At 54.4% G+C, this 21,435-nt stretch carries 17 protein-coding genes; 5 read left to right on the plus strand and 12 right to left on the minus strand.

Annotated elements, in window-relative coordinates; translation table 11 throughout:
- Positions 1-42: 42 nt before the first annotated feature.
- Entirely contained in the window at positions 43-978 is a 936-nt protein-coding gene (locus tag ACESQ2_RS17165; RefSeq protein ID WP_224260265.1) for a TIGR01212 family radical SAM protein, read from the minus strand.
- A gap of 673 nt (positions 979-1,651) precedes the next feature.
- Between ACESQ2_RS17165 and gltB the strand changes: the two genes are divergently transcribed.
- A complete protein-coding gene (gene gltB / locus ACESQ2_RS17170) occupies positions 1,652-6,112 on the plus strand; it encodes a glutamate synthase large subunit (protein WP_025108152.1) in 4,461 nt (1,486 codons plus the stop codon).
- Positions 6,113-6,121: 9 nt separating this feature from the next.
- Positions 6,122-7,540: a glutamate synthase subunit GltD gene (gene gltD, locus ACESQ2_RS17175; protein WP_004854608.1), complete on the plus strand. Its 1,419-nt coding sequence runs from the start codon at positions 6,122-6,124 to the stop codon at positions 7,538-7,540.
- 46 nt (positions 7,541-7,586) lie between these two features.
- Here gltD and ACESQ2_RS17180 read toward each other — a convergent pair whose 3' ends face one another.
- The 9 genes from ACESQ2_RS17180 to zapE all read right to left on the minus strand — a co-directional run bounded on the left by ACESQ2_RS17180 (position 7,587) and on the right by zapE (position 16,436).
- Positions 7,587-8,147 (minus strand): hypothetical protein, encoded by a 561-nt coding sequence (locus tag ACESQ2_RS17180; protein ID WP_046878322.1) that lies wholly within the window; start codon positions 8,145-8,147, stop codon positions 7,587-7,589.
- Positions 8,138-10,552, minus strand: coding sequence for a fimbrial biogenesis usher protein (locus ACESQ2_RS17185; protein ID WP_046878323.1), 2,415 nt, complete (start codon positions 10,550-10,552; stop codon positions 8,138-8,140). Before ACESQ2_RS17185 ends, ACESQ2_RS17180 begins: the two co-directional genes overlap by 10 nt.
- A gap of 9 nt (positions 10,553-10,561) precedes the next feature.
- Positions 10,562-11,272, minus strand: a complete 711-nt coding sequence (locus ACESQ2_RS17190) for a fimbria/pilus chaperone family protein (protein ID WP_102075995.1) — start codon at positions 11,270-11,272, stop codon at positions 10,562-10,564.
- A gap of 105 nt (positions 11,273-11,377) precedes the next feature.
- Positions 11,378-12,055 (minus strand): DUF1120 domain-containing protein, encoded by a 678-nt coding sequence (locus ACESQ2_RS17195; protein ID WP_046878324.1) that lies wholly within the window; start codon positions 12,053-12,055, stop codon positions 11,378-11,380.
- Positions 12,056-12,804: 749 nt separating this feature from the next.
- Positions 12,805-13,293 (minus strand): ClpXP protease specificity-enhancing factor, encoded by a 489-nt coding sequence (gene sspB / locus ACESQ2_RS17200; RefSeq protein ID WP_014226996.1) that lies wholly within the window; start codon positions 13,291-13,293, stop codon positions 12,805-12,807.
- A 3-nt stretch (positions 13,294-13,296) separates the two neighbouring features.
- Positions 13,297-13,935: a stringent starvation protein SspA gene (gene sspA, locus ACESQ2_RS17205; RefSeq protein WP_014226997.1), complete on the minus strand. Its 639-nt coding sequence runs from the start codon at positions 13,933-13,935 to the stop codon at positions 13,297-13,299.
- A 311-nt stretch (positions 13,936-14,246) separates the two neighbouring features.
- On the minus strand, positions 14,247-14,639 hold the full coding sequence (gene rpsI, locus ACESQ2_RS17210) for a 30S ribosomal protein S9 (protein WP_000829815.1): 393 nt from the start codon (positions 14,637-14,639) through the stop codon (positions 14,247-14,249).
- 15 nt (positions 14,640-14,654) lie between these two features.
- Positions 14,655-15,083: a 50S ribosomal protein L13 gene (rplM, locus tag ACESQ2_RS17215; RefSeq protein WP_004106200.1), complete on the minus strand. Its 429-nt coding sequence runs from the start codon at positions 15,081-15,083 to the stop codon at positions 14,655-14,657.
- A 219-nt stretch (positions 15,084-15,302) separates the two neighbouring features.
- Positions 15,303-16,436: a cell division protein ZapE gene (gene zapE / locus ACESQ2_RS17220; protein ID WP_046878325.1), complete on the minus strand. Its 1,134-nt coding sequence runs from the start codon at positions 16,434-16,436 to the stop codon at positions 15,303-15,305.
- A 190-nt stretch (positions 16,437-16,626) separates the two neighbouring features.
- Between zapE and zapG the strand changes: the two genes are divergently transcribed.
- The 3 genes from zapG to degS all read left to right on the plus strand — a co-directional run bounded on the left by zapG (position 16,627) and on the right by degS (position 19,713).
- Complete coding sequence (gene zapG, locus ACESQ2_RS17225) at positions 16,627-17,025, plus strand: Z-ring associated protein ZapG (protein ID WP_004854637.1); 399 nt, start codon at positions 16,627-16,629, stop codon at positions 17,023-17,025.
- Positions 17,026-17,197: 172 nt separating this feature from the next.
- Entirely contained in the window at positions 17,198-18,565 is a 1,368-nt protein-coding gene (gene degQ, locus ACESQ2_RS17230) for a serine endoprotease DegQ (protein ID WP_014226999.1), read from the plus strand.
- A gap of 86 nt (positions 18,566-18,651) precedes the next feature.
- The gene (degS, locus tag ACESQ2_RS17235) at positions 18,652-19,713 is read left to right on the plus strand and encodes an outer membrane-stress sensor serine endopeptidase DegS (protein WP_009651894.1); all 1,062 of its coding nucleotides are present in this window, start codon (positions 18,652-18,654) and stop codon (positions 19,711-19,713) included.
- Between the two features lie 27 nt (positions 19,714-19,740).
- On the opposite strand, the gene ACESQ2_RS17240 is transcribed toward degS, so the two are convergent.
- A complete protein-coding gene (locus tag ACESQ2_RS17240) occupies positions 19,741-20,442 on the minus strand; it encodes a membrane protein associated with oxaloacetate decarboxylase (RefSeq protein WP_046878326.1) in 702 nt (233 codons plus the stop codon).
- 213 nt (positions 20,443-20,655) lie between these two features.
- Positions 20,656-21,435, minus strand: a 780-nt coding sequence (locus tag ACESQ2_RS17245) for a sodium ion-translocating decarboxylase subunit beta (protein WP_373170974.1), incomplete at its 5' end; no start/stop codon positions are given.

The following is a 21,435-nucleotide window of genomic DNA, read 5'->3' on the forward strand; positions in this document are numbered from 1 at the left end:
GTTACGCGCCTGACGGTGGAGAGCCGTCAGCCGGAAAAGACGTTATTCGGCAGCAGCCGGAGAGATCCAGCAACGCCCGATGGCTGACCCCTGCACGCCGTATTCATTGAGATATTTATCCAGCTCAACCATCCCGGTCCAACGGTTCTCACACCACAGCGGCGCCAGCAACGTCGGGCGTCGGGCGCTGGCGGAGATACGGTGATAAATCACGTCTGGCGGAGTATGGCGAATCATCTCTCCTGCAGTGACCGTATACGCTTCCAGCGCAATACCGTTTAACCTGCCGGCCTGCCACGCCCTGGCCATGATACTGCCCTTCACAATATGAAGTGGATGCAGCTTAATGCCGTCTACGCCGGTCTCTACCACCTGCGCTAAGGTCTCCAGACATTCGCGCTGCCCTTCGCCCGGCAGGCCCACGATAAGGTGGCTACACACTTTGAGGCCGCGTTCGCGTGCCAGACGGGTGGTTCGCTGATAGCAGGCAAAATCGTGGCCGCGATTGATTCGGTGCAGCGTTTTATCATGCGCGGTCTGTAAACCCAGCTCGAGCCAGACTTCATACCCCTGCTCCCGATATTCAGTCAGCAGATCCAGTACCGCGCCGGGGACGCAGTCCGGGCGAGTCCCTACGCATAGCCCGACAATATTCGCCTGGCTGACCGCCTGCTGATACATGGCGCGCAGCACCTGCACCTCGGCAAAAGTGCTGGTATAAGCCTGGAAATAGGCCAGATAGCGCTTTGCGCGATTCACCCGCTGCGCCTGATGGGCCAGCTGTTCCGCAATCGAGCGGTGCTGCTGCTCTTCATCGGCAAAAGAGGCCACATTACAGAACGTACAGCCGCCGCGACCAATAGTGCCATCGCGATTTGGGCAGTTAAATCCACCATGCAGCGTCAGTTTATGAACCTTTTCACCATAGCGGCGCATAAGATCCCCACCAAACATATTGACTAATTTTTGTAACTGCATAATCTGATAGACCGGCCTTAAGAAAGGGGCCAAGCCTGCCATTTTTAGCTACCGACGGCGATGACCTGGATCAATCGTCAACGCGGCTGCCTATCTCATTGCATAAACACTCAAGATAACTGCAATTTAATTCATCCTTATGGTAATGAGTTTTCCTTATATATAGCCGCTGATTTGCCATTATCTTTACCAGGGCATAAAACAGTATTAGTCACCGCAAATCAAACAAAAACCAGTTTAAAAAACTGCAATGAAAAAACAATTCAGCACAGAAGGATAATGTCTCGCCGTCGATATAGTGAGACAGATCACACTCAATTATGACGACCGGTACGTTTCCCTGGCATTTAAAATGCCATTATTTTCTTAAAAATCATTAAATTAGGTGTTGTATAGCACATTTTTGTATAAATAAGATTGCCATTTGACGTATGTGTGGATTCCCGATAAGTTGGGAATCCGCTGGAAGCTTTCTGGATGAGTGCTCTGCTCATCATATTTATGCAGTAATTGAGATTCCCTCTTAACAGCAAGTCCTCAAACTTGTGTACCGATGCGAAAAGGATTTAAAGAGGGCGAATGCGAGGTGTAAACCCCGTCGCCATGCTCTTTCTGTGCCCGTGCGCAATCGGTATCGGAGGGTGTCCCGTAGAGCCTGGGGAGGTTCACTGATATGTTGTACGATAAATCCCTTGAGAGGGATAACTGTGGTTTCGGCCTGATCGCCCACATAGAAGGCGAACCTAGCCACAAGGTAGTGCGAACCGCTATACACGCACTGGCCCGAATGCAGCACCGCGGCGCGATTCTTGCCGATGGAAAAACCGGCGACGGTTGTGGCTTGCTGCTACAAAAACCCGATCGTTTCTTCCGAATTGTTGCGGAAGAGCGCGGCTGGCGTTTAGCCAAAAATTATGCCGTTGGGATGCTGTTCCTTAATAAGGATCCTGAACTGGCCAAAGCGGCGCGCCGCATCGTCGAAGAAGAACTTCAACGCGAAACGCTGTCTATCGTCGGCTGGCGCGATGTGCCGACCAATGAAGGCGTTCTCGGTGAAATCGCCCTCTCCTCGCTGCCTCGTATTGAACAAATCTTTGTGAACGCCCCGGCTGGCTGGCGTCCGCGCGATATGGAGCGCCGTTTATTCATCGCGCGTCGCCGTATCGAGAAGCGTCTGCAGGAAGATAAAGATTTCTACGTTTGCAGCCTGTCGAACCTGGTCAACATTTATAAAGGTCTGTGTATGCCGGCGGATCTGCCGCGCTTCTACCTGGACCTCGCGGACCTGCGCCTGGAGTCGGCAATCTGCCTGTTCCATCAGCGCTTTTCCACCAACACCGTGCCGCGCTGGCCGCTGGCGCAGCCGTTCCGCTATCTGGCGCACAACGGCGAGATCAACACCATCACCGGCAACCGCCAGTGGGCCCGCGCCCGTACCTATAAGTTCCAGACGCCGCTGATCCCGGATCTCCACGACGCCGCGCCGTTCGTCAATGAAACCGGCTCTGACTCAAGCTCAATGGATAACATGCTGGAGCTGCTGCTGGCGGGCGGGATGGATATTATCCGCGCTATGCGCCTGCTGGTTCCGCCAGCCTGGCAGAACAACCCGGATATGGATCCTGAGCTGCGTTCGTTCTTTGACTTTAACTCCATGCATATGGAGCCGTGGGACGGCCCGGCGGGCATCGTAATGTCCGATGGTCGTTTCGCCGCCTGTAACCTCGACCGTAACGGCCTGCGTCCGGCGCGCTATGTGATCACGAAAGACAAGCTCATCACCTGCGCCTCCGAAGTCGGTATCTGGGATTACCAGCCGGATGAAGTGGTTGAAAAAGGCCGCGTCGGCCCGGGCGAGCTGATGGTTATCGATACCCGCGAGGGGCGTATTCTGCACTCCGCGGAAACCGACAACGATCTGAAAAGCCGTCACCCGTATAAAGAGTGGATGGCGAAAAACGTCCGTCGTCTGGTGCCGTTCGAAGAGCTGCCGGATGAAGAAGTCGGTAGCCGCCAGCTGGATGATGATACCCTCGCCAGCTACCAGAAACAGTTCAACTACAGCGCCGAAGAGCTGGACTCCGTCCTGCGCGTACTGGGTGAAAACGGCCAGGAAGCGGTCGGCTCAATGGGCGACGATACCCCATTTGCCGTGCTCTCCAGCCAGCCGCGTATCATTTACGATTACTTCCGCCAGCAGTTCGCGCAGGTGACCAACCCGCCGATCGACCCGCTGCGCGAAGCGCACGTCATGTCGCTGGCCACCAGCATCGGCCGTGAAATGAACGTCTTCTGCGAAGCGGAAGGCCAGGCGCACCGCCTGAGCTTCAAGTCGCCGATTCTGCTGTACTCCGATTTTAAACAGCTGACCACCATGGAAGAGGAGCACTATCGCGCCGACGTCCTGGATATCACTTTTGATGCCACCGAAACCACGCTGGCTGAAACCGTGAAGGCGCTGTGCGATAAAGCCGAACAAATGGTGCGCAGCGGTACCGTTCTGCTGGTGCTCTCTGACCGCAACATCGCCAAAAACCGTCTGCCGGTACCGGCTCCGATGGCGGTAGGCGCGATCCAGACCCGACTGGTCGATAAGAGCCTGCGCTGCGATGCCAACATTATTGTCGAAACCGCCAGCGCCCGCGATCCGCACCACTTTGCCGTGCTGCTCGGCTTCGGCGCGACGGCTATCTACCCGTATCTCGCCTATGAAACCCTGGCGAAGCTGGTGGATAACAAAGCCATCGACAAAGCGTACCGCGCGGTGATGCTGAACTATCGTAACGGCATCAACAAAGGTCTGTATAAGATCATGTCGAAGATGGGGATTTCGACCATTGCCTCCTATCGCTGCTCGAAGCTGTTTGAGGCGGTCGGTCTGCATCGCGAAGTCTCCGACCTGTGCTTCCAGGGCGTCGTCAGCCGTATCGGCGGCGCGGGCTTCGAGGATTTCCAGCAGGATCTGCTGAACCTGTCGAAACGTGCCTGGCTGGCGCGTAAACCGCTGGATCAGGGCGGCCTGCTGAAATACGTCCACGGCGGCGAATATCACGCCTATAACCCTGACGTGGTGCGCACGCTGCAACAAGCCGTACAAAGCGGCGAATACAGCGATTACCAGCAGTACGCGAAGCTGGTTAACGAGCGCCCGGCGGCAACGCTGCGCGATCTGCTGTGCGTAACGCCGGACGGAACCACGGTGAACCTGGACGACGTTGAGCCGGCCAGCGAACTGTTTAAACGCTTCGATACCGCGGCGATGTCTATCGGCGCGCTGAGCCCGGAAGCGCACGAAGCGCTGGCGGAAGCCATGAACAGCATCGGCGGTAACTCCAACTCCGGCGAAGGCGGCGAAGACCCGGCGCGCTACGGCACCAATAAAGTCTCGCGCATCAAGCAGGTCGCCTCCGGCCGCTTCGGCGTGACCCCTGCTTACCTGGTTAACGCCGACGTTATTCAGATTAAAGTCGCTCAGGGCGCGAAGCCCGGCGAAGGCGGCCAGCTGCCGGGTGATAAAGTCACCCCCTATATCGCCAAGCTGCGCTATTCCGTACCCGGCGTAACGCTGATCTCCCCGCCGCCGCACCACGATATTTACTCTATCGAGGATCTGGCTCAGCTGATTTTCGACCTGAAGCAGGTTAACCCGAAAGCGATGATCTCCGTGAAGCTGGTTTCTGAACCGGGCGTCGGGACTATCGCCACCGGCGTAGCCAAAGCCTATGCGGATTTAATCACCATTGCCGGCTACGACGGCGGCACCGGCGCCAGCCCGCTCTCTTCTGTGAAGTATGCGGGTTGTCCGTGGGAACTGGGACTGGTGGAAACCCAGCAGGCGCTGGTTGCCAACGGGCTGCGCCACAAAATTCGTCTGCAGGTGGACGGCGGTCTGAAAACCGGCCTTGATATCATCAAAGCGGCCATCCTCGGAGCTGAGAGCTTCGGCTTCGGTACCGGCCCGATGGTCGCGCTGGGCTGTAAATATCTGCGTATTTGCCACCTGAACAACTGCGCAACCGGCGTAGCGACTCAGGATGACAAACTGCGTAAGAACCACTATCACGGTCTGCCGTTTAAGGTCACCAACTACTTTGAATTCATCGCCCGCGAAACGCGCGAGCTGATGGCGCAGCTGGGCGTGAAGCGTCTGGTGGATCTGATTGGCCGTACCGACCTGCTGAAAGAGCTGGACGGTTTTACCGCCAAACAGCAGAAGCTGGATCTGAGCAAGCTGCTGGAAACCGCGGAGCCGCATCCAGGCAAAGCGCTGTACTGCACAGAGAACAATCCGCCGTTCGACAATGGCGTACTCAATGCTCAGCTGCTGCAGCAGGCAAAACCGTACGTTGACAGCAAGCAGAGCAAAACTTTCTGGTTCGATATCCGCAACACCGACCGCTCCGTTGGCGCATCGCTGTCCGGCTATATCGCCCAGACCCACGGTGACCAGGGCCTGGCAGCCGATCCGATTATCGCCCACTTTAGCGGTACCGCGGGTCAGAGCTTCGGCGTGTGGAATGCCGGCGGCGTTGAGCTGCATCTGACCGGCGACGCGAACGACTATGTGGGTAAAGGGATGGCCGGCGGCCTGCTCGCCATTCGTCCTCCGGTAGGCTCGGCCTTCCGTAGCCATGAGGCCAGCATCATCGGCAACACCTGTCTTTACGGTGCGACCGGCGGTCGTCTGTATGCTGCGGGTCGTGCAGGCGAGCGTTTCGCGGTACGTAACTCCGGTGCGATCACCGTCGTCGAAGGCATTGGCGACAATGGCTGTGAATACATGACCGGCGGTATCGTCTGCGTGCTGGGCAAAACCGGCGTCAACTTTGGCGCAGGCATGACCGGCGGCTTTGGTTACGTTCTGGATGAAGACGGCGACTTCCGCAAACGCGTGAACCCTGAACTGGTAGAAGTGCTGGACGTTGACTCTCTGGCCATCCATGAAGAGCACCTGCGCGGTTTAATTACCGAGCACGTGCAGCTTACCGGTTCGCAGCGCGGTGAAGAGATTCTGGCCAACTGGCCGGCCTTCTCAGCGAAGTTTGCGCTGGTTAAACCGAAGTCCAGCGATGTTAAAGCACTGTTGGGTCACCGTAGTCGTTCCGCAGCTGAGCTGCGGGTGCAGGCGCAGTAAGGGGTTAAGATGAGTCAGAATGTCTATCAATTTATCGACTTACAGCGAGTTGATCCGCCAAAGAAAGCGCTGAAGATCCGTAAAATTGAATTTGTGGAAATTTACGAGCCGTTTTCAGAAGGCCAGGCTAAAGCGCAGGCAGACCGCTGTCTGTCCTGCGGCAACCCGTACTGCGAATGGAAGTGCCCGGTTCATAACTACATCCCGAACTGGCTGAAGCTGGCCAACGAAGGGCGTATTTTTGAAGCGGCGGAGCTGTCGCATCAGACCAATACCCTACCGGAAGTGTGCGGGCGCGTTTGCCCGCAGGACCGCCTGTGCGAAGGTTCCTGCACGCTGAACGATGAGTTCGGCGCGGTAACCATCGGTAACATTGAGCGCTATATCAACGATAAAGCGTTCGAAATGGGCTGGCGTCCTGACCTTAGCGGCGTAAAACAAACCGGTAAAACCGTCGCCATCATCGGCGCGGGCCCGGCGGGCCTGGCGTGCGCCGACGTATTGACCCGTAACGGCGTGAAGGCGGTGGTCTTCGATCGCCATCCGGAGATCGGCGGCCTGCTGACCTTTGGTATTCCGGCCTTTAAGCTGGAGAAAGAGGTGATGACCCGTCGTCGCGAGATCTTTACCGGTATGGGCATCGAGTTCAAACTGAATATCGAAGTGGGCCGCGATGTACAGCTCGACGATCTGCTGAAAGATTACGATGCGGTGTTCCTCGGCGTCGGAACCTATCAGTCTATGCGCGGCGGGCTGGAAAACGAAGACGCCAGCGGGGTCTTTGATGCGCTGCCGTTCCTCATCGCCAATACCAAACAGATCATGGGCTTTGGTGAAACGGCGGATGAACCGTACGTTAGCATGGAAGGCAAGCGCGTCGTGGTTCTCGGCGGTGGCGACACCGCAATGGACTGCGTGCGTACCTCGATCCGCCAGAACGCCACCCACGTCATCTGTGCCTATCGCCGTGATGAGGAGAACATGCCGGGATCGAAGCGCGAAGTGAAAAACGCGCGTGAAGAAGGCGTGGAATTCCAGTTCAACGTTCAACCGCTGGGCATTGAAGTGAATGCCAACGGTAAAGTCTGCGGCGTGAAGATGGCGCGTACGGAGATGGGCCAGCCGGATGCAAAAGGCCGCCGCCGCGCGGAAATCGTGGCCGGTTCTGAGCATGTGGTGCCCGCCGATGCCGTGGTGATGGCATTTGGTTTCCGTCCACACAGCATGGAATGGCTGGCGAAGCACAGCGTCGAGCTCGATTCTCAGGGCCGCGTGATTGCGCCGGAAGGTAGCGACAACGCCTTCCAGACCAGCAACCCGAAAATCTTCGCCGGTGGCGATATCGTTCGCGGCTCTGACCTGGTGGTCACCGCGATTGCCGAAGGCCGTAAGGCGGCTGACGGCATCCTGAACTACCTGGAAGTGTAAAAAACAAAACGCCGGATGAGAAAATCGTCCGGCGTTTAGCTAAGTGCTATTTGATGAGCAGTCGCCAGGCGATATCCGCTTCAATTGTTGTGTTATCGGTATTTCCACTGAACATACTCTCGTTGAGCACGGGGAACAGCATCACGCGAAAACTCATCTGCTTCCCTAGCGGCACGACATTATTTTCTACGGCGATCACCGCCTCATTGTTTCGCACATACAGAGGAGATGTTGTCCCGCTCTCCGGCGTAAAGTTCAGCTGGTCCGCTGTTTTTCCCGCGCTGTAGGACTTGCCATCAACGGTAATATTTTCAACCTTAATCCCAACCCCACCGCGAGCGCCAAACAAAAAGCGACCTTTCTCGCCAGCAGAACCCTGAACCAGCACCGCCATCTGATGCATTTCAGAACAGGAAACATTCACATTCACTTCCCACTCAGACAGTTTGTGCCAATTCTGGGTAGTGGAAACAATGTCATCACGGCGTATGTGGTTATAATCAATTTTTGTCCGGGAGAGCGTAATCTGGCACTCTTCGGCACGAACGGCGCCTGACAGCAACATTCCCGCAGATAACAGCATCCCTACCCACTGATTCATCGACATACGCCGTCCACCTCTTCGTAAAATGCGTCTTCATCCTTCTTGTTGCTTAAGATGTAATCAATTTTGCACAGTCGGTTATTATCGTCGTCCATGGCATACAGCGCCGAAACCTGCTCAGCCTCATTAAGGAAAACATGCCCGTCATCCACGCTGGTGACAATATAATTGCCTTTCTCATCAACGATGGATAATCCCTTATCCAGCGCCCTGTTATCCGCACGCTTAACGCGGATCATCACCCGACGGTTATTCAGGACTTTAAAACCGACTTCGCTCACCGAAGCATGCGCAGCTGCCACATACTTTGTTCCATTTGCCAGCGTCATACTCGCAGGCAGCTTATTCGCGTCAATTTCAATGCGCGAATTACGCCACTCATTCAGCCCAGGGATAACAGCCTGCCCCCAATAATCGGTCCAGACCGTCCCCTGCGGAGTACTGATTTCAACGCCAGCTTTCGATTCACTCAGTTTTGCAATGGCAAACGTATTCCGAATGGTATAAGGCGTGAAGGTGACGCCGCTTTTATGCGCCGCAACCCCGCCTGAGAGCGTGGCATTATAATTACGGTGGCGGGAACCCGAGCGCCCGCCGCCAATGCCTAATCGAGTGTAATGTAAGTTAGTGCTCAGGTTACCGTTAACGCTATTCTCACTCTCTCCCCTGTCCCGATCGACGGAGATATAGTAGTAAGAATCCTGTGACAGTGCGCCAGAGTTCTGTACGCCGTAGCTGTTACGGTTGCCCTGTTTACGCATATAGCTACTGACGCGCTGCGAACCGCCAAACGGAATGCTCAGGTTAACGTAGAGCATGTCATCATCCTGGCTACCCTCTTTGTTCCCCATCGATCTCTGCCAGTTGACAGAAACGGTGGCTCGATCGAAGTTCCTGCCCCACGAAAGCAACAGATAGCGGGAATCATTACCCTCCCCTCTGCTTTGGCTGTAGTTAAAACCAGCGCTAAATGTCCCCCCAGGCGGCGTAAACCAGGCCAAACTGGTGGAATACGTATTGCTATAGGGTTGAAAATCATCGTTCAGCGCGTCCGTCAGTTCACGATAGCCGGGGGTAAAATGTGCCGCGCTCGCTGACGCACTTAAAGATTCAGCCAGCTTAAGTGAACTCTGTAGCTCAGTTTTCACACCGCTGTTTTTCTCGCCGAATTTTTCCTGGCTTACAGCCACGCTGGTAGAGGCACTCCAGTTATCGGTCAACAGATATTCAGTATGGACGCCGCCGCCAAGGTAGTTTTTCGCCGCCGCACCAGAAGCCAGCAGATTCAGCCGAGGCAATATGCGCCAACCGTCAGAGAGGTTAAGCACCCAGGGATTTTCATAATCCCCTTTAATATCGCGTATCTGACCAAAAGAGGCGGCCAGGCCCTGCGGTCGGGAAAGCTTTCGCGCCATGACGGATGCGGCTGGAACAATAAAGCGATTGCTTGAACCATCGGATTCAATAACCGTCACCTCCAGTTCCACATTACTGCTCACTATTGGTACATCATCAAGCGTGAACGGTCCGGCCGGAACCAGCGTGCTGTAGATAAGTCGTCCGCTCTGACGCACCTCCACGCGGGCCTGAGCATTACGCGCCATTCCTGAAACGCTGACGCCGCTTCCGCTGCCCTGCAAAGCACGGGTAGGCATTAGCTGTACGCCAGCGATCGGGGCTCCGCTCAGGACATATGAGCTGGCATTGATCTCCCCGACCTGCGCAGTCATCTTCAAGGCATCAAAAACGTGCTCGGCAAAGGTGTAAACACTTTCAACATTCTTATCGCCGTTATCATCGGTAAGGATATAGCGGCTACGCAACGACCAGTCGCTGATGTTAATGCCACCTTCCAGACTGGCTTGAGAATAGAGATTGGTATCGCTGCCGCCATATTCGCTGCGGGTACTGAACAAATCATAGTTGAGCAATCCAGCTATTCCGCCGTGCTGAAAGTTTTTGATATCACCATTCATCCCGTTCAGCGCCTCCGGCGGGAGATACAGTTCGACCATTTCCTGGCCTGGCAGGGCTTTCACTACCGCCTGCGCGTAGTCATTGACGATGTCATGGCACTCTTCATTCTTTTTCAGAGGGACCGGCATTAACCCGGAAAACTCAATAAAATCACGATCAACGCACAGCGTACCATCCTCGCCAAAACGCGCCGCGACGGTTCCTTTATCCTTACCGTTAATCTTCACCTGCACGGAATGCGTACCGGGGAGAAAACGCGGAGCACGCGCAAAATAACGGTTGAGATTGACATTCAATCCGCGTGACTGAATCATCTCGGTATCAAACGTTATCTCTTTGGCTTGCACATCAACGGAACAGAGCGCAGCCAGCGGCAAGATTCCACACAATGATGCACAGGAGCGAGAAGTAAGACGGCGTTTTTTTAACATAGACGCTTCTTATTTTGCATTCAGGTCCGAAATAAAACCAGGTACTTCAACTCCATAGCGGCTAGCAGGATAGAATTGAACTTTATTATCACCATTAATATTTTTTGAAACGGTGATATTTAACGTTTCTCCCGGCAAGATGTAACTTTTACTGATATGCCCCTTCGTACCAGAGGGAAGAAAAACTATCTCAGGAGCCAGACGAACGACATACTTATCAGGATTGACGACTTTTGCAGTATTTCCTGAGCCTGACCACTGCAGATACTTCCACGCATCAGTCACAACGGGAAGGCCCGCGGGGCGAATCAGCACGGGTAAATCCTGACGAATATTGAAGCCGATTTTAATTCTTTTATTTTCACTTTTTGGCGGAATGCCTTCAAACGTCACGCGTTTAAAATGCTCGACGTCCAATGGTTTATTATTCTGCAGAATAAAACGGATTTGCTGCGTTTGCCCGGGTTCTACGCGAACCACGGGTTGCGTAGGTATCAGCTTTAAATCCTTACTTTCATCCGGCAAATCAACAATCGTTGTATACAATAATGCGGGGTGCGCATCCGTATTTTTCACGTTCATTGTGCCACTGTGAGTCGCCTCATCAATGACTAATAAACTTGTTTCCGGCACCATCCCTTCAGAAAAAACAGAGAGTGAGACAAAAGAGAAAATAGAAAAAATAATAATTTTGGCAGATGAATAATTAAAAAAACGCAAAACAACCCCCCTGGATAATGCACACCCGTGTTAACCACGACAATAAAAATGGGAGCAGCCCAAAATAGTCGCTCCCATTTTATTAATAGCCTATAGTATCAACAATTACAGATAGCGCAGGTTGATAGTTAGCTCACCATCCAGCGCAGTGTCATCAGTAATAGCCAGCGTGCTGGTGTTTTGAATAGCCAGAGACGTTACCAGTGGGAAAGTCGCGGTTTTGAATGCAATCGGTGTTTCAGAACCGAAGGCCGCAACAGAAAAGTCGCGGAAAGAGCCTGCGGTGATACCGCTGGAGCCCTTGACCCACTTAACACCTGAGTCATAATAATCAGCGCTAATAGTGGTCACACCTTCGCCGTCAGCGGTTACGCCATCCACTTTTACGAACATGCCATAGGAACCAATATTGACGTTACCTGCTTTGCCCACGCCGTAAGTCACGCGATCGTCATCAACGGAGTTACCAAGAGCGGTGGCATTTTCAACGGTTAATTTAGCATTAGAACTGCTACGCTCATCAATCAAATTCCAGGATAATTTGGTTGCGGCAGTACAGTTAATGGTCAGGTTGATATTTTTCTGTCCCAGCTGATTAACCGCTGTGGAAGATAATTCACCGAGGTTAATCGTACCATAGTCTACCACGCCGCCATTATCCAGAGTGGGTGTGCATGCTGCGTTTGTTAAAGTACCCTTTACTTTTAATACAGCAGTGGGATTAGCAGCAATAGCCGAAGTCGCGCTCATTGCCAGAATGGCAGCCAGAAGTGTTTTTTTCATGAGTCAATCCTTAACGTATAATATATTTACATATCTAATAAACGCATTTTAAAAGAAAGAGCGCGTCTTAAATACGAAACGCATAATACGTTAAAGGGTACAATAAAATACACTTAGAAAAATTAACTTTAAATGTAGAGAAACTTAATCAATAATTAAACCATATAAATACCTTTCTGGAATTCACGAAAACAAAAACAAAAAGAATGAATCGTAGCAAAAACCCAACGATTTTGCGCCTTAACATGGATATTAATTGACTTTAATTATAAAACCACCATAACCGATAAAAATAACATTGATATATTTTATCATCAGAGCGGCAATAAAACACCATTATTCTAAACAGTCATTTACAAGGAAAATAAGTTAATATCAAACACTAAAATATTAATTATATGAATTCAATAAATTCACATAAATTTCCCGCGCTATATTTTAATTTCAGCCCCCCTGATTTATTACAGACTCAGCAAGCTCTTTCGCTCATCGGCAACCCAGCTTAATAGCTTAACTAAAGACGTACCAGATAGCGGATATACAGTTAAAAGAGGGTGGAAAGGGGAATACAATCAACCCAAGAGCCCTACACAGAGGGTAGTAGAAATATGAGGTTTATAGCGGAGTTTGAAACCAACGCCACGTCCCCGCATCGGAGAGTATGAAATAGAGAATTAAAGCGGGGATGCTTTACGGCATTCACAGTGAATGGCAGAAAGTAAACCAGGCCCCGAAGGGCCTGATAAACATTATTTAACGACGCGCAGCGCCGGACGGCCGCCGCGAGGAGGCGGCGTATCGTCGGGATCGTCGTCGTGATTATCCGGCTTATCGCCATCGATCACCGACATGACCGTTTCGCTGTCAGGCAGCTCTTCGTCATCGTTCAGGCTAGTGACATCTTCATCATAAGCCGCTTCTGGTTCGAACATGGTTCCCGCACCATTCTCGCGCGCGTAAACCGCCAGCACGGCCGCCATCGGCACGGAGACATTGCGCGGCACGCCGCCAAAGCGCGCGTTAAAACGCACTTCGTCGTTGGCCAGTTCGAGGTTACCGACAGCACGTGGGGCAATATTGAGCACAATTTGCCCATCGCGAGCGTACTCCATCGGGACCATTACGCCCGGCAGAGTGACGTCAACGACCAGATGCGGAGTCAGCTGGTTATCCAGCAGCCACTCATAGAACGCTCGTAACAGGTACGGGCGACGCGGCGTCAGCTGTGATACATCCATCATTTAGCCCCGACCGAGACGCATTTCACGTTCGGCTTCAGTTAAAGAAGCGAGGAAAGAGTCGCGCTCAAACACGCGAGTCATATAGCCTTTAAGCTCTTTCGCGCCAGCACCGACCAGCTCTACGCCGAGAACCGGCAGACGCCACAGCAGCGGTGCCAGATAGCAGTCTACCAGGCTGAACTCATCGCTCAGGAAGTAGGGCTTCTGGGTGAATACTGGCGCAATCGCCTGCAGTTCTTCACGCAGCTGCTTACGCGCAGTATCAGCCTGCGCAGCGGTACCGGTCTGAATGGTATTCATCAACGAATACCAGTCCTTTTCGATACGGTGCATGTACAGACGGCTTTCCCCACGCGCCACCGGGTAAACCGGCATTAGCGGCGGATGTGGGAAACGCTCATCCAGGTATTCCATAATGATGCGAGATTCCCACAGAGTGAGCTCACGATCCACAAGCGTCGGTACGCTTTGATTCGGGTTGAGGTCAATCAGATCCTGAGGCGGGTTGTCCTTCTCCACGTGCTCTATCTCAAAACTAACACCTTTTTCGGCCAGCACGATGCGGACCTGATGGCTATAGATGTCAGTAGGACCAGAAAACAGCGTCATTACCGAACGTTTGTTGGCAGCGACAGCCATGAAAACCTCCAGGTATATTCAGAATTTTTGTACTGCTGCCGACCACACATGGCCAGCCAGATGTAAAAACCCCATTTGCGTGACTTCATTTCGTTCGTCATCCAAACAAAAAATGAACAATCACCTGCATTTGGGCAGAAAATTGGATGATAGTTTACCAGATTTTGAAGACGTTGTGGTGAGGGGATTCTGGAAATGCTGAAAAAGTGGTAATAATGGGGCGTTTGTAGAGGGAAAATGGCAAATTTATCCATAAAAAAACCCGCCGAAGCGGGTTTTTTCGCAAATTGTTCTGCGTGAGCAGAAAACAATTAACGTTTGGAGAACTGCGGACGACGACGTGCTTTACGCAGGCCGACTTTCTTACGTTCAACCTGACGAGCATCACGAGTAACGAAGCCAGCTTTACGCAGTTCGCCACGCAGGGACTCATCGTACTCCATCAGAGCGCGGGTGATACCGTGACGGATCGCACCAGCCTGACCAGAGATACCACCACCTTTAACGGTGATGTACAGATCTAATTTCTCAACCATGTCGACCAGTTCCAGCGGCTGACGAACTACCATGCGGGCAGTTTCACGACCGAAGTACTGTTCCAGAGAACGCTGGTTGATAACGATTTTACCGTTGCCCGGTTTGATGAAAACGCGAGCTGCGGAACTTTTGCGGCGACCGGTGCCGTAGTATTGATTTTCAGCCATTGCCTATAATCCCGATTAGATGTCAAGAACTTGCGGTTGCTGTGCCGCGTGGTTGTGCTCGTTACCCGCGTAAACTTTCAGCTTACGGTACATAGCACGACCCAGCGGGCCTTTTGGCAGCATGCCTTTAACCGCGATTTCAATCACACGCTCAGGACGGCGGGCAATCATCTCTTCAAAGGTCGCTTCTTTGATACCACCGATGTGGCCGGTGTGGTGGTAGTACATTTTGTCTTCGCGCTTGTTGCCGGTTACAGCAACTTTTTCTGCGTTCAGAACGATGATGTAATCACCGGTATCAACGTGCGGAGTGTATTCCGCTTTATGCTTGCCGCGCAGGCGCAGAGCCAGTTCGGAAGCCAGACGGCCCAGAGTTTTACCGGTCGCGTCAACAACATACCAGTCGCGTTTTACGGTTTCTGGTTTAGCTGTAAAAGTTTTCATTAAAAGCTTACCCAAATAAATAAGTTACACGTTGGTGAACACCCAAACGTTTAGTCAGTTGAGGTTCACACGACATTGTCCAGCAAACCTACCCCTTCGAATAGCCTATGCCGGCACATAGAAAGTTTTGGGAAAAAAACCTTCTCGTAACGTGGGGTCGCAAGATTATAGAGAAGTCGGGGTCAAAGATCGACCCCTTTATGTGATTTGTCCCCGGTTTTACCCCGCCAGGTGTTCCCGCTTCAGATACTCCTCGCTCTGCATCTCCTGCAGGCGCGATAAACAGCGCTGGAACTCGAATTTTAATCTCTCGCCCTGATAGATCTCATACAGCGGTACCGCCGCGCTGACCACCAGCTTGACGTGGCGCTCATAGAACTCATCGACCAGGGCGATAAAGCGCCGCGCCTCGCTCTCCATCAGCCCGGTCATCACCGGCACATCAAAGAGCATCACGGTATGAAACAGACGCGAGAGCGCAATATAGTCGTGCTGGCTACGCGCATCCACGCACAGCGTGGAGAAGGAAGCCGCCAGCGTCTGGTTCTCAACGCCCAGCGTCGGCAGCGGGCGATGGTTGATCTCCAGCGTTGGCATCTGCTCGCGCTTCGCCCCCGCCAGCGCCAGCCACAGTTTATCCATCTGCTGCTGCGTCTCAGCGTTCAGCGGCGACAGCCACAAATGCGCCTGGGTTAGCGTGCGCAGGCGGTAATCAATACCGGCGTCGACATTCATCACATCGCAATGCTGTTTAATGGCGTCGATGGCGGGCAGGAAACGAGCGCGCTGAAGGCCGTTGCGGTACAGCTCGTCAGGCGGAATATTCGACGTCGCCACCAGGGTTATGCCGCGGGCAAACAGCGCTTTCATCAGGCCGCCCAGCAGCATTGCATCGGTAATATCAGAAACGAAAAACTCATCGAAGCAGAGCACATCGGTTTCAGCTTTAAAGCGATCCGCGACGATTTCCAGCGGATCGCTGTGCCCCTGCAGCGACGTTAACTCTTCATGAACCCGCAGCATAAAGCGATGAAAGTGCAGACGTTGTTTACGTTCTCCCGGCAAACTTTGATAGAACAGATCCATCAACCAGGTTTTTCCTCTGCCGACGCCGCCCCACATATAGAGGCCGCGAACGGCAGCCGTTTCGGCAACGGGTTCGCGCTTGCCCAGCAGTTTGCCAAATTTGGCCCGCAGACCGCCGCCGGTTTGCGGCGCGACCGAAGGTTTATTCTGCAGTTCTTGATAAATCGTATCGAGGCGGCTGACCGCTTCTCGCTGGACGTCGTCAGGTTGATGGCTCCCCTCCTTGAGAGAGGAAAGGTAACGCGATGTTGGGGACAGGCTTTGCATGATCTAATTGTTATTCCTTGAAAACCGTAATGCCGTAGCTCACGATTGACGAAAAAAAGGCCGCTCTACACTACGTGATGATACGCCAGGATTCCACTTCTGTGGAATTAGCGGTTATAGTGGCACTATCGGGCGCAGGCGGAGAGCCTCACAGCCACCCTACGGAACCACAAAACAACGGGAGATGTTCATGACCTGGGAATACGCGCTAATTGGGCTAGTTGTCGGCATCATTATCGGCGCCGTCGCGATGCGTTTTGGCAATCGCAAATTACGCCAACAGCAGGCGCTGCAGTTCGAACTGGAAAAGAATAAAGCAGAGCTGGAAGAGTACCGCGAAGAGCTGGTGAGCCATTTTGCCCGGAGCGCAGAGCTGCTGGATAACATGGCGCATGATTACCGCCAGCTGTATCAGCATATGGCGAAAAGCTCCAACAACCTGCTGCCGGACAGCATGGCGGACGCCAACCCGTTCCGCAATCGTCTGGAAGAGTCCGAAGCGGGCAACGATCAGGCCCCGGTCCAGATGCCGCGCGACTACTCTGAAGGCGCATCCGGTCTGCTGCGCGGCGGCGTAAAGCGCGACTAAACCGGCAACGACAGTAAAAATATTTTCCGGGCGCACCCTCTGCGCCCGTTTCCACCTTCCATCCCAGCTACAATTTAACGATTGCCCACGTTGTTACCGGGTCGAAAATTCAATAACATCAGGCCATTCGGGACGTTTCCCATACACCTTAGGTTACGAGAGCCAGCAACTAATGAATAAACCGACTTTGCTGTTGAGTGCGTTAGCGTTAAGCATTGGGTTGTCGTTGTCCGCCTTACCTCCGGCAGCAGCGTCTTTACCGACACAGGTTCCCGGCCAGGGCGCGTTGCCAAGCCTCGCGCCGATGCTGGAGAAAGTGTTGCCGGCGGTGGTGAGCGTACAGGTTGAGGGTACCGCGTCACCCGCGCAAAATATGCCGGAAGAGCTGAAGAAGTACTTTGGCGACAACGCGCCGCAAGAGCAGGCGCAGCCTTTTGAAGGCCTGGGCTCAGGGGTCATTATTGACGCTGCAAAAGGCTACGTGCTGACCAATAATCACGTCATTAATCAGGCCCAGAAAATCAGCGTCCAGCTCAACGACGGGCGTGAGTTCGATGCCAAACTGGTCGGCAGCGACGAGCAGAGCGATATCGCCCTGCTGCAGCTGCAAAAACCCAGCAACCTGACGCAAATCGCGATCGCCGACTCCGATAAACTGCGGGTGGGCGACTTCGCCGTCGCCGTCGGTAACCCGTTTGGCCTGGGCCAGACCGCCACTTCAGGGATTATTTCAGCCCTTGGCCGCAGCGGCCTGAACCTTGAGGGGCTGGAGAACTTTATCCAGACTGATGCCTCAATCAACCGCGGCAACTCCGGCGGCGCGCTGCTGAACCTCAACGGCGAGCTGATTGGTATCAATACCGCTATTCTGGCCCCGGGCGGCGGCAGCGTCGGCATTGGCTTCGCGATCCCCAGCAATATGGCGAAAATCCTCTCCCAGCAGCTTATTCAGTTTGGTGAAATCAAACGCGGCCTGCTGGGTATTAAAGGTATGGAAATGAGCGCGGATATCGCCAAAGCGATGAACCTTGACGTCCAGCGCGGCGCGTTCGTCAGCGAGGTGCTGCCAAACTCCGGATCGGCCAAAGCGGGAATTAAATCTGGTGACGTTATCGTCAGCCTCAACGGTAAACCGCTCAACAGCTTCGCCGAACTGCGTTCACGCATCGCCACGACCGAGCCGGGCACCAAAGTGAAGCTAGGACTCTTGCGCGAAGGAAAACCCGTTGAAGTGGAAGTCACTCTGGACAAGAGCACCTCTTCTTCCGCCAGCGCCGAGCTTATCGCACCGGCCCTGCAGGGCGCATCGTTAAGCGACGGTCAGATGAAAGACGGAACCAAAGGCATCGTCATTGATAATGTCGATAAAGGCAGCCCGGCCGCGCAGGCGGGCCTGCATAAAGACGATATCATTATTGGCCTCAACCGCGAGCGCGTGCGCTCCATTGCCGAACTGCGCAAAGTGCTCGAAAGCAAACCGACGGTGATTGCGCTGAACGTCATTCGCGGCAGCGAAAGCATCTATCTGCTGCTGCGTTAACTCGCCTTCCGGGCATCGCGTGCAGTGCGATGTCCGGACAAGACGTGTTATGCTGCGCCTGTCTATCCATCAACGATATCTGCATCATGCCTGGAAAGTTTTTACGTTCGATACTTATCGGTTTGATTGTCGGCGGCCTGCTGCTGGCCGTTATGCCTTCGCTGCGCCAGTGGCAGCTTTCGCCGACCACGCAGTACGATAGCGCGGATGAATCCCCCGCCAGCTATAATTCCGCCGTTCGCCGCGCCGCCCCAGCGGTCGTGAACGTTTATAACCGCGCCCTCAACAGCACCAGCCATAACCAGCTAACGCTCGGTTCCGGCGTGATCATGGATCAGCGCGGCTATATCCTGACCAATAAGCACGTTATCAACGATGCCGACCAGATTATTGTTGCCCTGCAGGATGGCCGGGTTTTTGAAGCGCTGCTGGTCGGCTCCGATACCCTCACCGATCTGGCGGTATTAAAAATCAACGCCAGCGGCGGCCTGCCGGTCATTCCGATTAATCCGAAACGCGTGCCGCATATCGGTGACGTCGTGCTGGCGATTGGCAACCCGTACAACCTCGGGCAAACCATTACCCAGGGCATTATCAGCGCCACCGGCCGTATCGGCCTGAACCCCACCGGGCGCCAGAACTTCCTGCAGACCGACGCGTCGATCAACCACGGTAACTCAGGCGGCGCGCTGGTGAACTCGCTGGGCGAGCTTATGGGTATCAACACCCTGTCATTTGATAAAAGCAACGACGGCGAAACGCCGGAGGGCATCGGCTTTGCGATCCCCTTCCAGCTGGCAACCAAGATTATGGATAAGCTGATCCGCGATGGCCGCGTGATTCGCGGCTATATAGGGATCAGCGGCCGCGAAATTGCGCCGATGCATGCGCAGGGCGGCGGCGGTATCGATCAGCTGCAGGGGATTGTGGTGAATGATGTTGCGCCGGAAGGCCCGGCCGCCCAGGCGGGTATCCGCGCCAACGACGTGATTATTTCCGTTAACGACAAGCCCGCCGTTTCCGCCCTCGAAACCATGGATCAGGTCGCAGAGATTCGTCCGGGTTCGGAAATTCCGGTGGTGATTATGCGCGACGATAAAAAAATCACGCTGCATATCGCCGTACAGGAATATCCGGCAACCAATTAACAGGCTCCCCCGCCGGGGGAGCACCTTTCAATCAGCAAATAGCGGCCCGGCCGGGAATGTCGCCAGAAACCCGGTTATGGCCAGCAGCGACTGCAGGTCAGGCCACGCAAACTGGCGCTCCCGCAGCTCGTCATCCAGCGTCATGAGCGCAAACTCGCCTTTATCCCCCAGAACGCCGCCCTGCCAGAGCAACCGTTGAGCCTGCTGCCGGGCCCAGGGGGAATCGCTCTTCCAGGCCAGCAGGTGCAGCAGCGCCTGCTGCAGACAGATACCAGAAGGATGCTTATCCCGCAGCAGCCGCCGGTAAACCGGCAGCGATATGCTGCGTACGGTATAAAAACCGCTGCGGGTTTCGGCATCAGCATCCGCCACGCTGGCGCAATACTGACCGGCCAGATCGCATAGACGATTGTGCGTCAGCGGCTGGCCCAGGGCGTTCAGGCGACCCGCTGCGGCACACAGCAGCCCACTTCTTTGCATCCACGGCGTGGAGTCCCGAAATACCGCATCAGGTAGCGCCGGTTCTGTTTCAGCTGCTTTATTTTGCGTACCCGCCTCATAGCAATGGACAAAAAAATCATAGCCTCCGCGGGCAACTGATGGTTGCGCTAACAGGTTAAGCGCGGGCTGCAGTTGTTCAACTTCATCTACTGATGCCAGCATGTAATCGATAATGACATCTTTTGTCGATGCCCTGCTTTCGGGGCGTAATGTTATGGTTTCATTCATCAAAGCCTCCTTATAGGAAATCTCCCGGTGGCGCTGCGCTGACCGGTCTACGGGTCCGTGCAGTCTGGTAGCCCGGACAAGGCGCGTTAAGCGCCGCCTTCGGGATAATCCCCGGGTCGCGGCTGACGCCTTACCCGGGCTACGGGTTTACAGCCGTCTGCGATCCGGTAGCCCGGACAGGCACAGCGTGCCGCCTCCGGGAAAGGTAACGATTTACATCGCCAGCACGTACTTGAGCATCACCCCGGCGGCAATCGCCGAGCCAATCACCCCCGCCACGTTCGGACCCATCGCGTGCATCAGCAGAAAGTTCTGCGCGTCCGACTCCAGACCCACCTTGTTTGACACCCTGGCCGCCATCGGCACCGCCGACACCCCGGCCGAGCCAATCAGCGGGTTGATTTTGTTCCGGCTGCACAGGTTCAGCAGCTTCGCCATCAGCACTCCCGCCGCCGTCCCCACGCAGAACGCAATCACCCCCAGCACCAGTATTCCCAGCGTCTGCGGCTGCAGGAACTTGTCCGCCACCAGCTTGGCCCCCACCGACAGCCCGAGGAAAATGGTCACGATATTTATCAGCCCGTTCTGCACCGTGTCGCTCAGGCGCTCCACCACCCCGCTCTCGCGCATCAGGTTGCCGAAGCAGAACATCCCCAGCAGCGGCGCCGCGTCCGGCAGCAGCAGCGCCACCAGCAGCAGCAGCACCGCCGGAAAGAGGATTTTTTCCCGCTTACTCACCGTGCGCAGCTGCACCATGCGGATTTTCCGCTCCTTCTCGCTGGTCAGCGCCTTCATAATCGGCGGCTGGATTAACGGCACCAGCGCCATATACGAGTACGCCGCCACCGCGATGGCCCCGAGTAATTCCGGCGCCAGCTTGCCCGACAGATAAATCGCCGTCGGGCCGTCCGCGCCGCCGATGATGCCGATGGCCGCCGCCTGCGGCAGGGTGAAGCTGATGATGCCGAAGTAGTTCAGCGTCAGCGCCCCCAG

This window comes from Klebsiella sp. Q11 (genome assembly GCF_964241505.1).
Taxonomy (GTDB): domain Bacteria; phylum Pseudomonadota; class Gammaproteobacteria; order Enterobacterales; family Enterobacteriaceae; genus Klebsiella; species Klebsiella michiganensis.

Coding starts and splice junctions, on each gene's coding strand:
- ACESQ2_RS17165 (WP_224260265.1), bottom strand. CDS start 978: ATGCAGTTACAAAAATTAGTCAATATGTTTGGTGGGGATCTTATGCGC.
- gltB (WP_025108152.1), top strand. CDS start 1,652: ATGTTGTACGATAAATCCCTTGAGAGGGATAACTGTGGTTTCGGCCTG.
- gltD (WP_004854608.1), top strand. CDS start 6,122: ATGAGTCAGAATGTCTATCAATTTATCGACTTACAGCGAGTTGATCCG.
- ACESQ2_RS17180 (WP_046878322.1), bottom strand. CDS start 8,147: ATGTCGATGAATCAGTGGGTAGGGATGCTGTTATCTGCGGGAATGTTG.
- ACESQ2_RS17185 (WP_046878323.1), bottom strand. CDS start 10,552: ATGTTAAAAAAACGCCGTCTTACTTCTCGCTCCTGTGCATCATTGTGT.
- ACESQ2_RS17195 (WP_046878324.1), bottom strand. CDS start 12,055: ATGAAAAAAACACTTCTGGCTGCCATTCTGGCAATGAGCGCGACTTCG.
- sspB (WP_014226996.1), bottom strand. CDS start 13,293: ATGGATGTATCACAGCTGACGCCGCGTCGCCCGTACCTGTTACGAGCG.
- sspA (WP_014226997.1), bottom strand. CDS start 13,935: ATGGCTGTCGCTGCCAACAAACGTTCGGTAATGACGCTGTTTTCTGGT.
- rpsI (WP_000829815.1), bottom strand. CDS start 14,639: ATGGCTGAAAATCAATACTACGGCACCGGTCGCCGCAAAAGTTCCGCA.
- rplM (WP_004106200.1), bottom strand. CDS start 15,083: ATGAAAACTTTTACAGCTAAACCAGAAACCGTAAAACGCGACTGGTAT.
- zapE (WP_046878325.1), bottom strand. CDS start 16,436: ATGCAAAGCCTGTCCCCAACATCGCGTTACCTTTCCTCTCTCAAGGAG.
- zapG (WP_004854637.1), top strand. CDS start 16,627: ATGACCTGGGAATACGCGCTAATTGGGCTAGTTGTCGGCATCATTATC.
- degQ (WP_014226999.1), top strand. CDS start 17,198: ATGAATAAACCGACTTTGCTGTTGAGTGCGTTAGCGTTAAGCATTGGG.
- degS (WP_009651894.1), top strand. CDS start 18,652: ATGCCTGGAAAGTTTTTACGTTCGATACTTATCGGTTTGATTGTCGGC.
- ACESQ2_RS17240 (WP_046878326.1), bottom strand. CDS start 20,442: ATGAATGAAACCATAACATTACGCCCCGAAAGCAGGGCATCGACAAAA.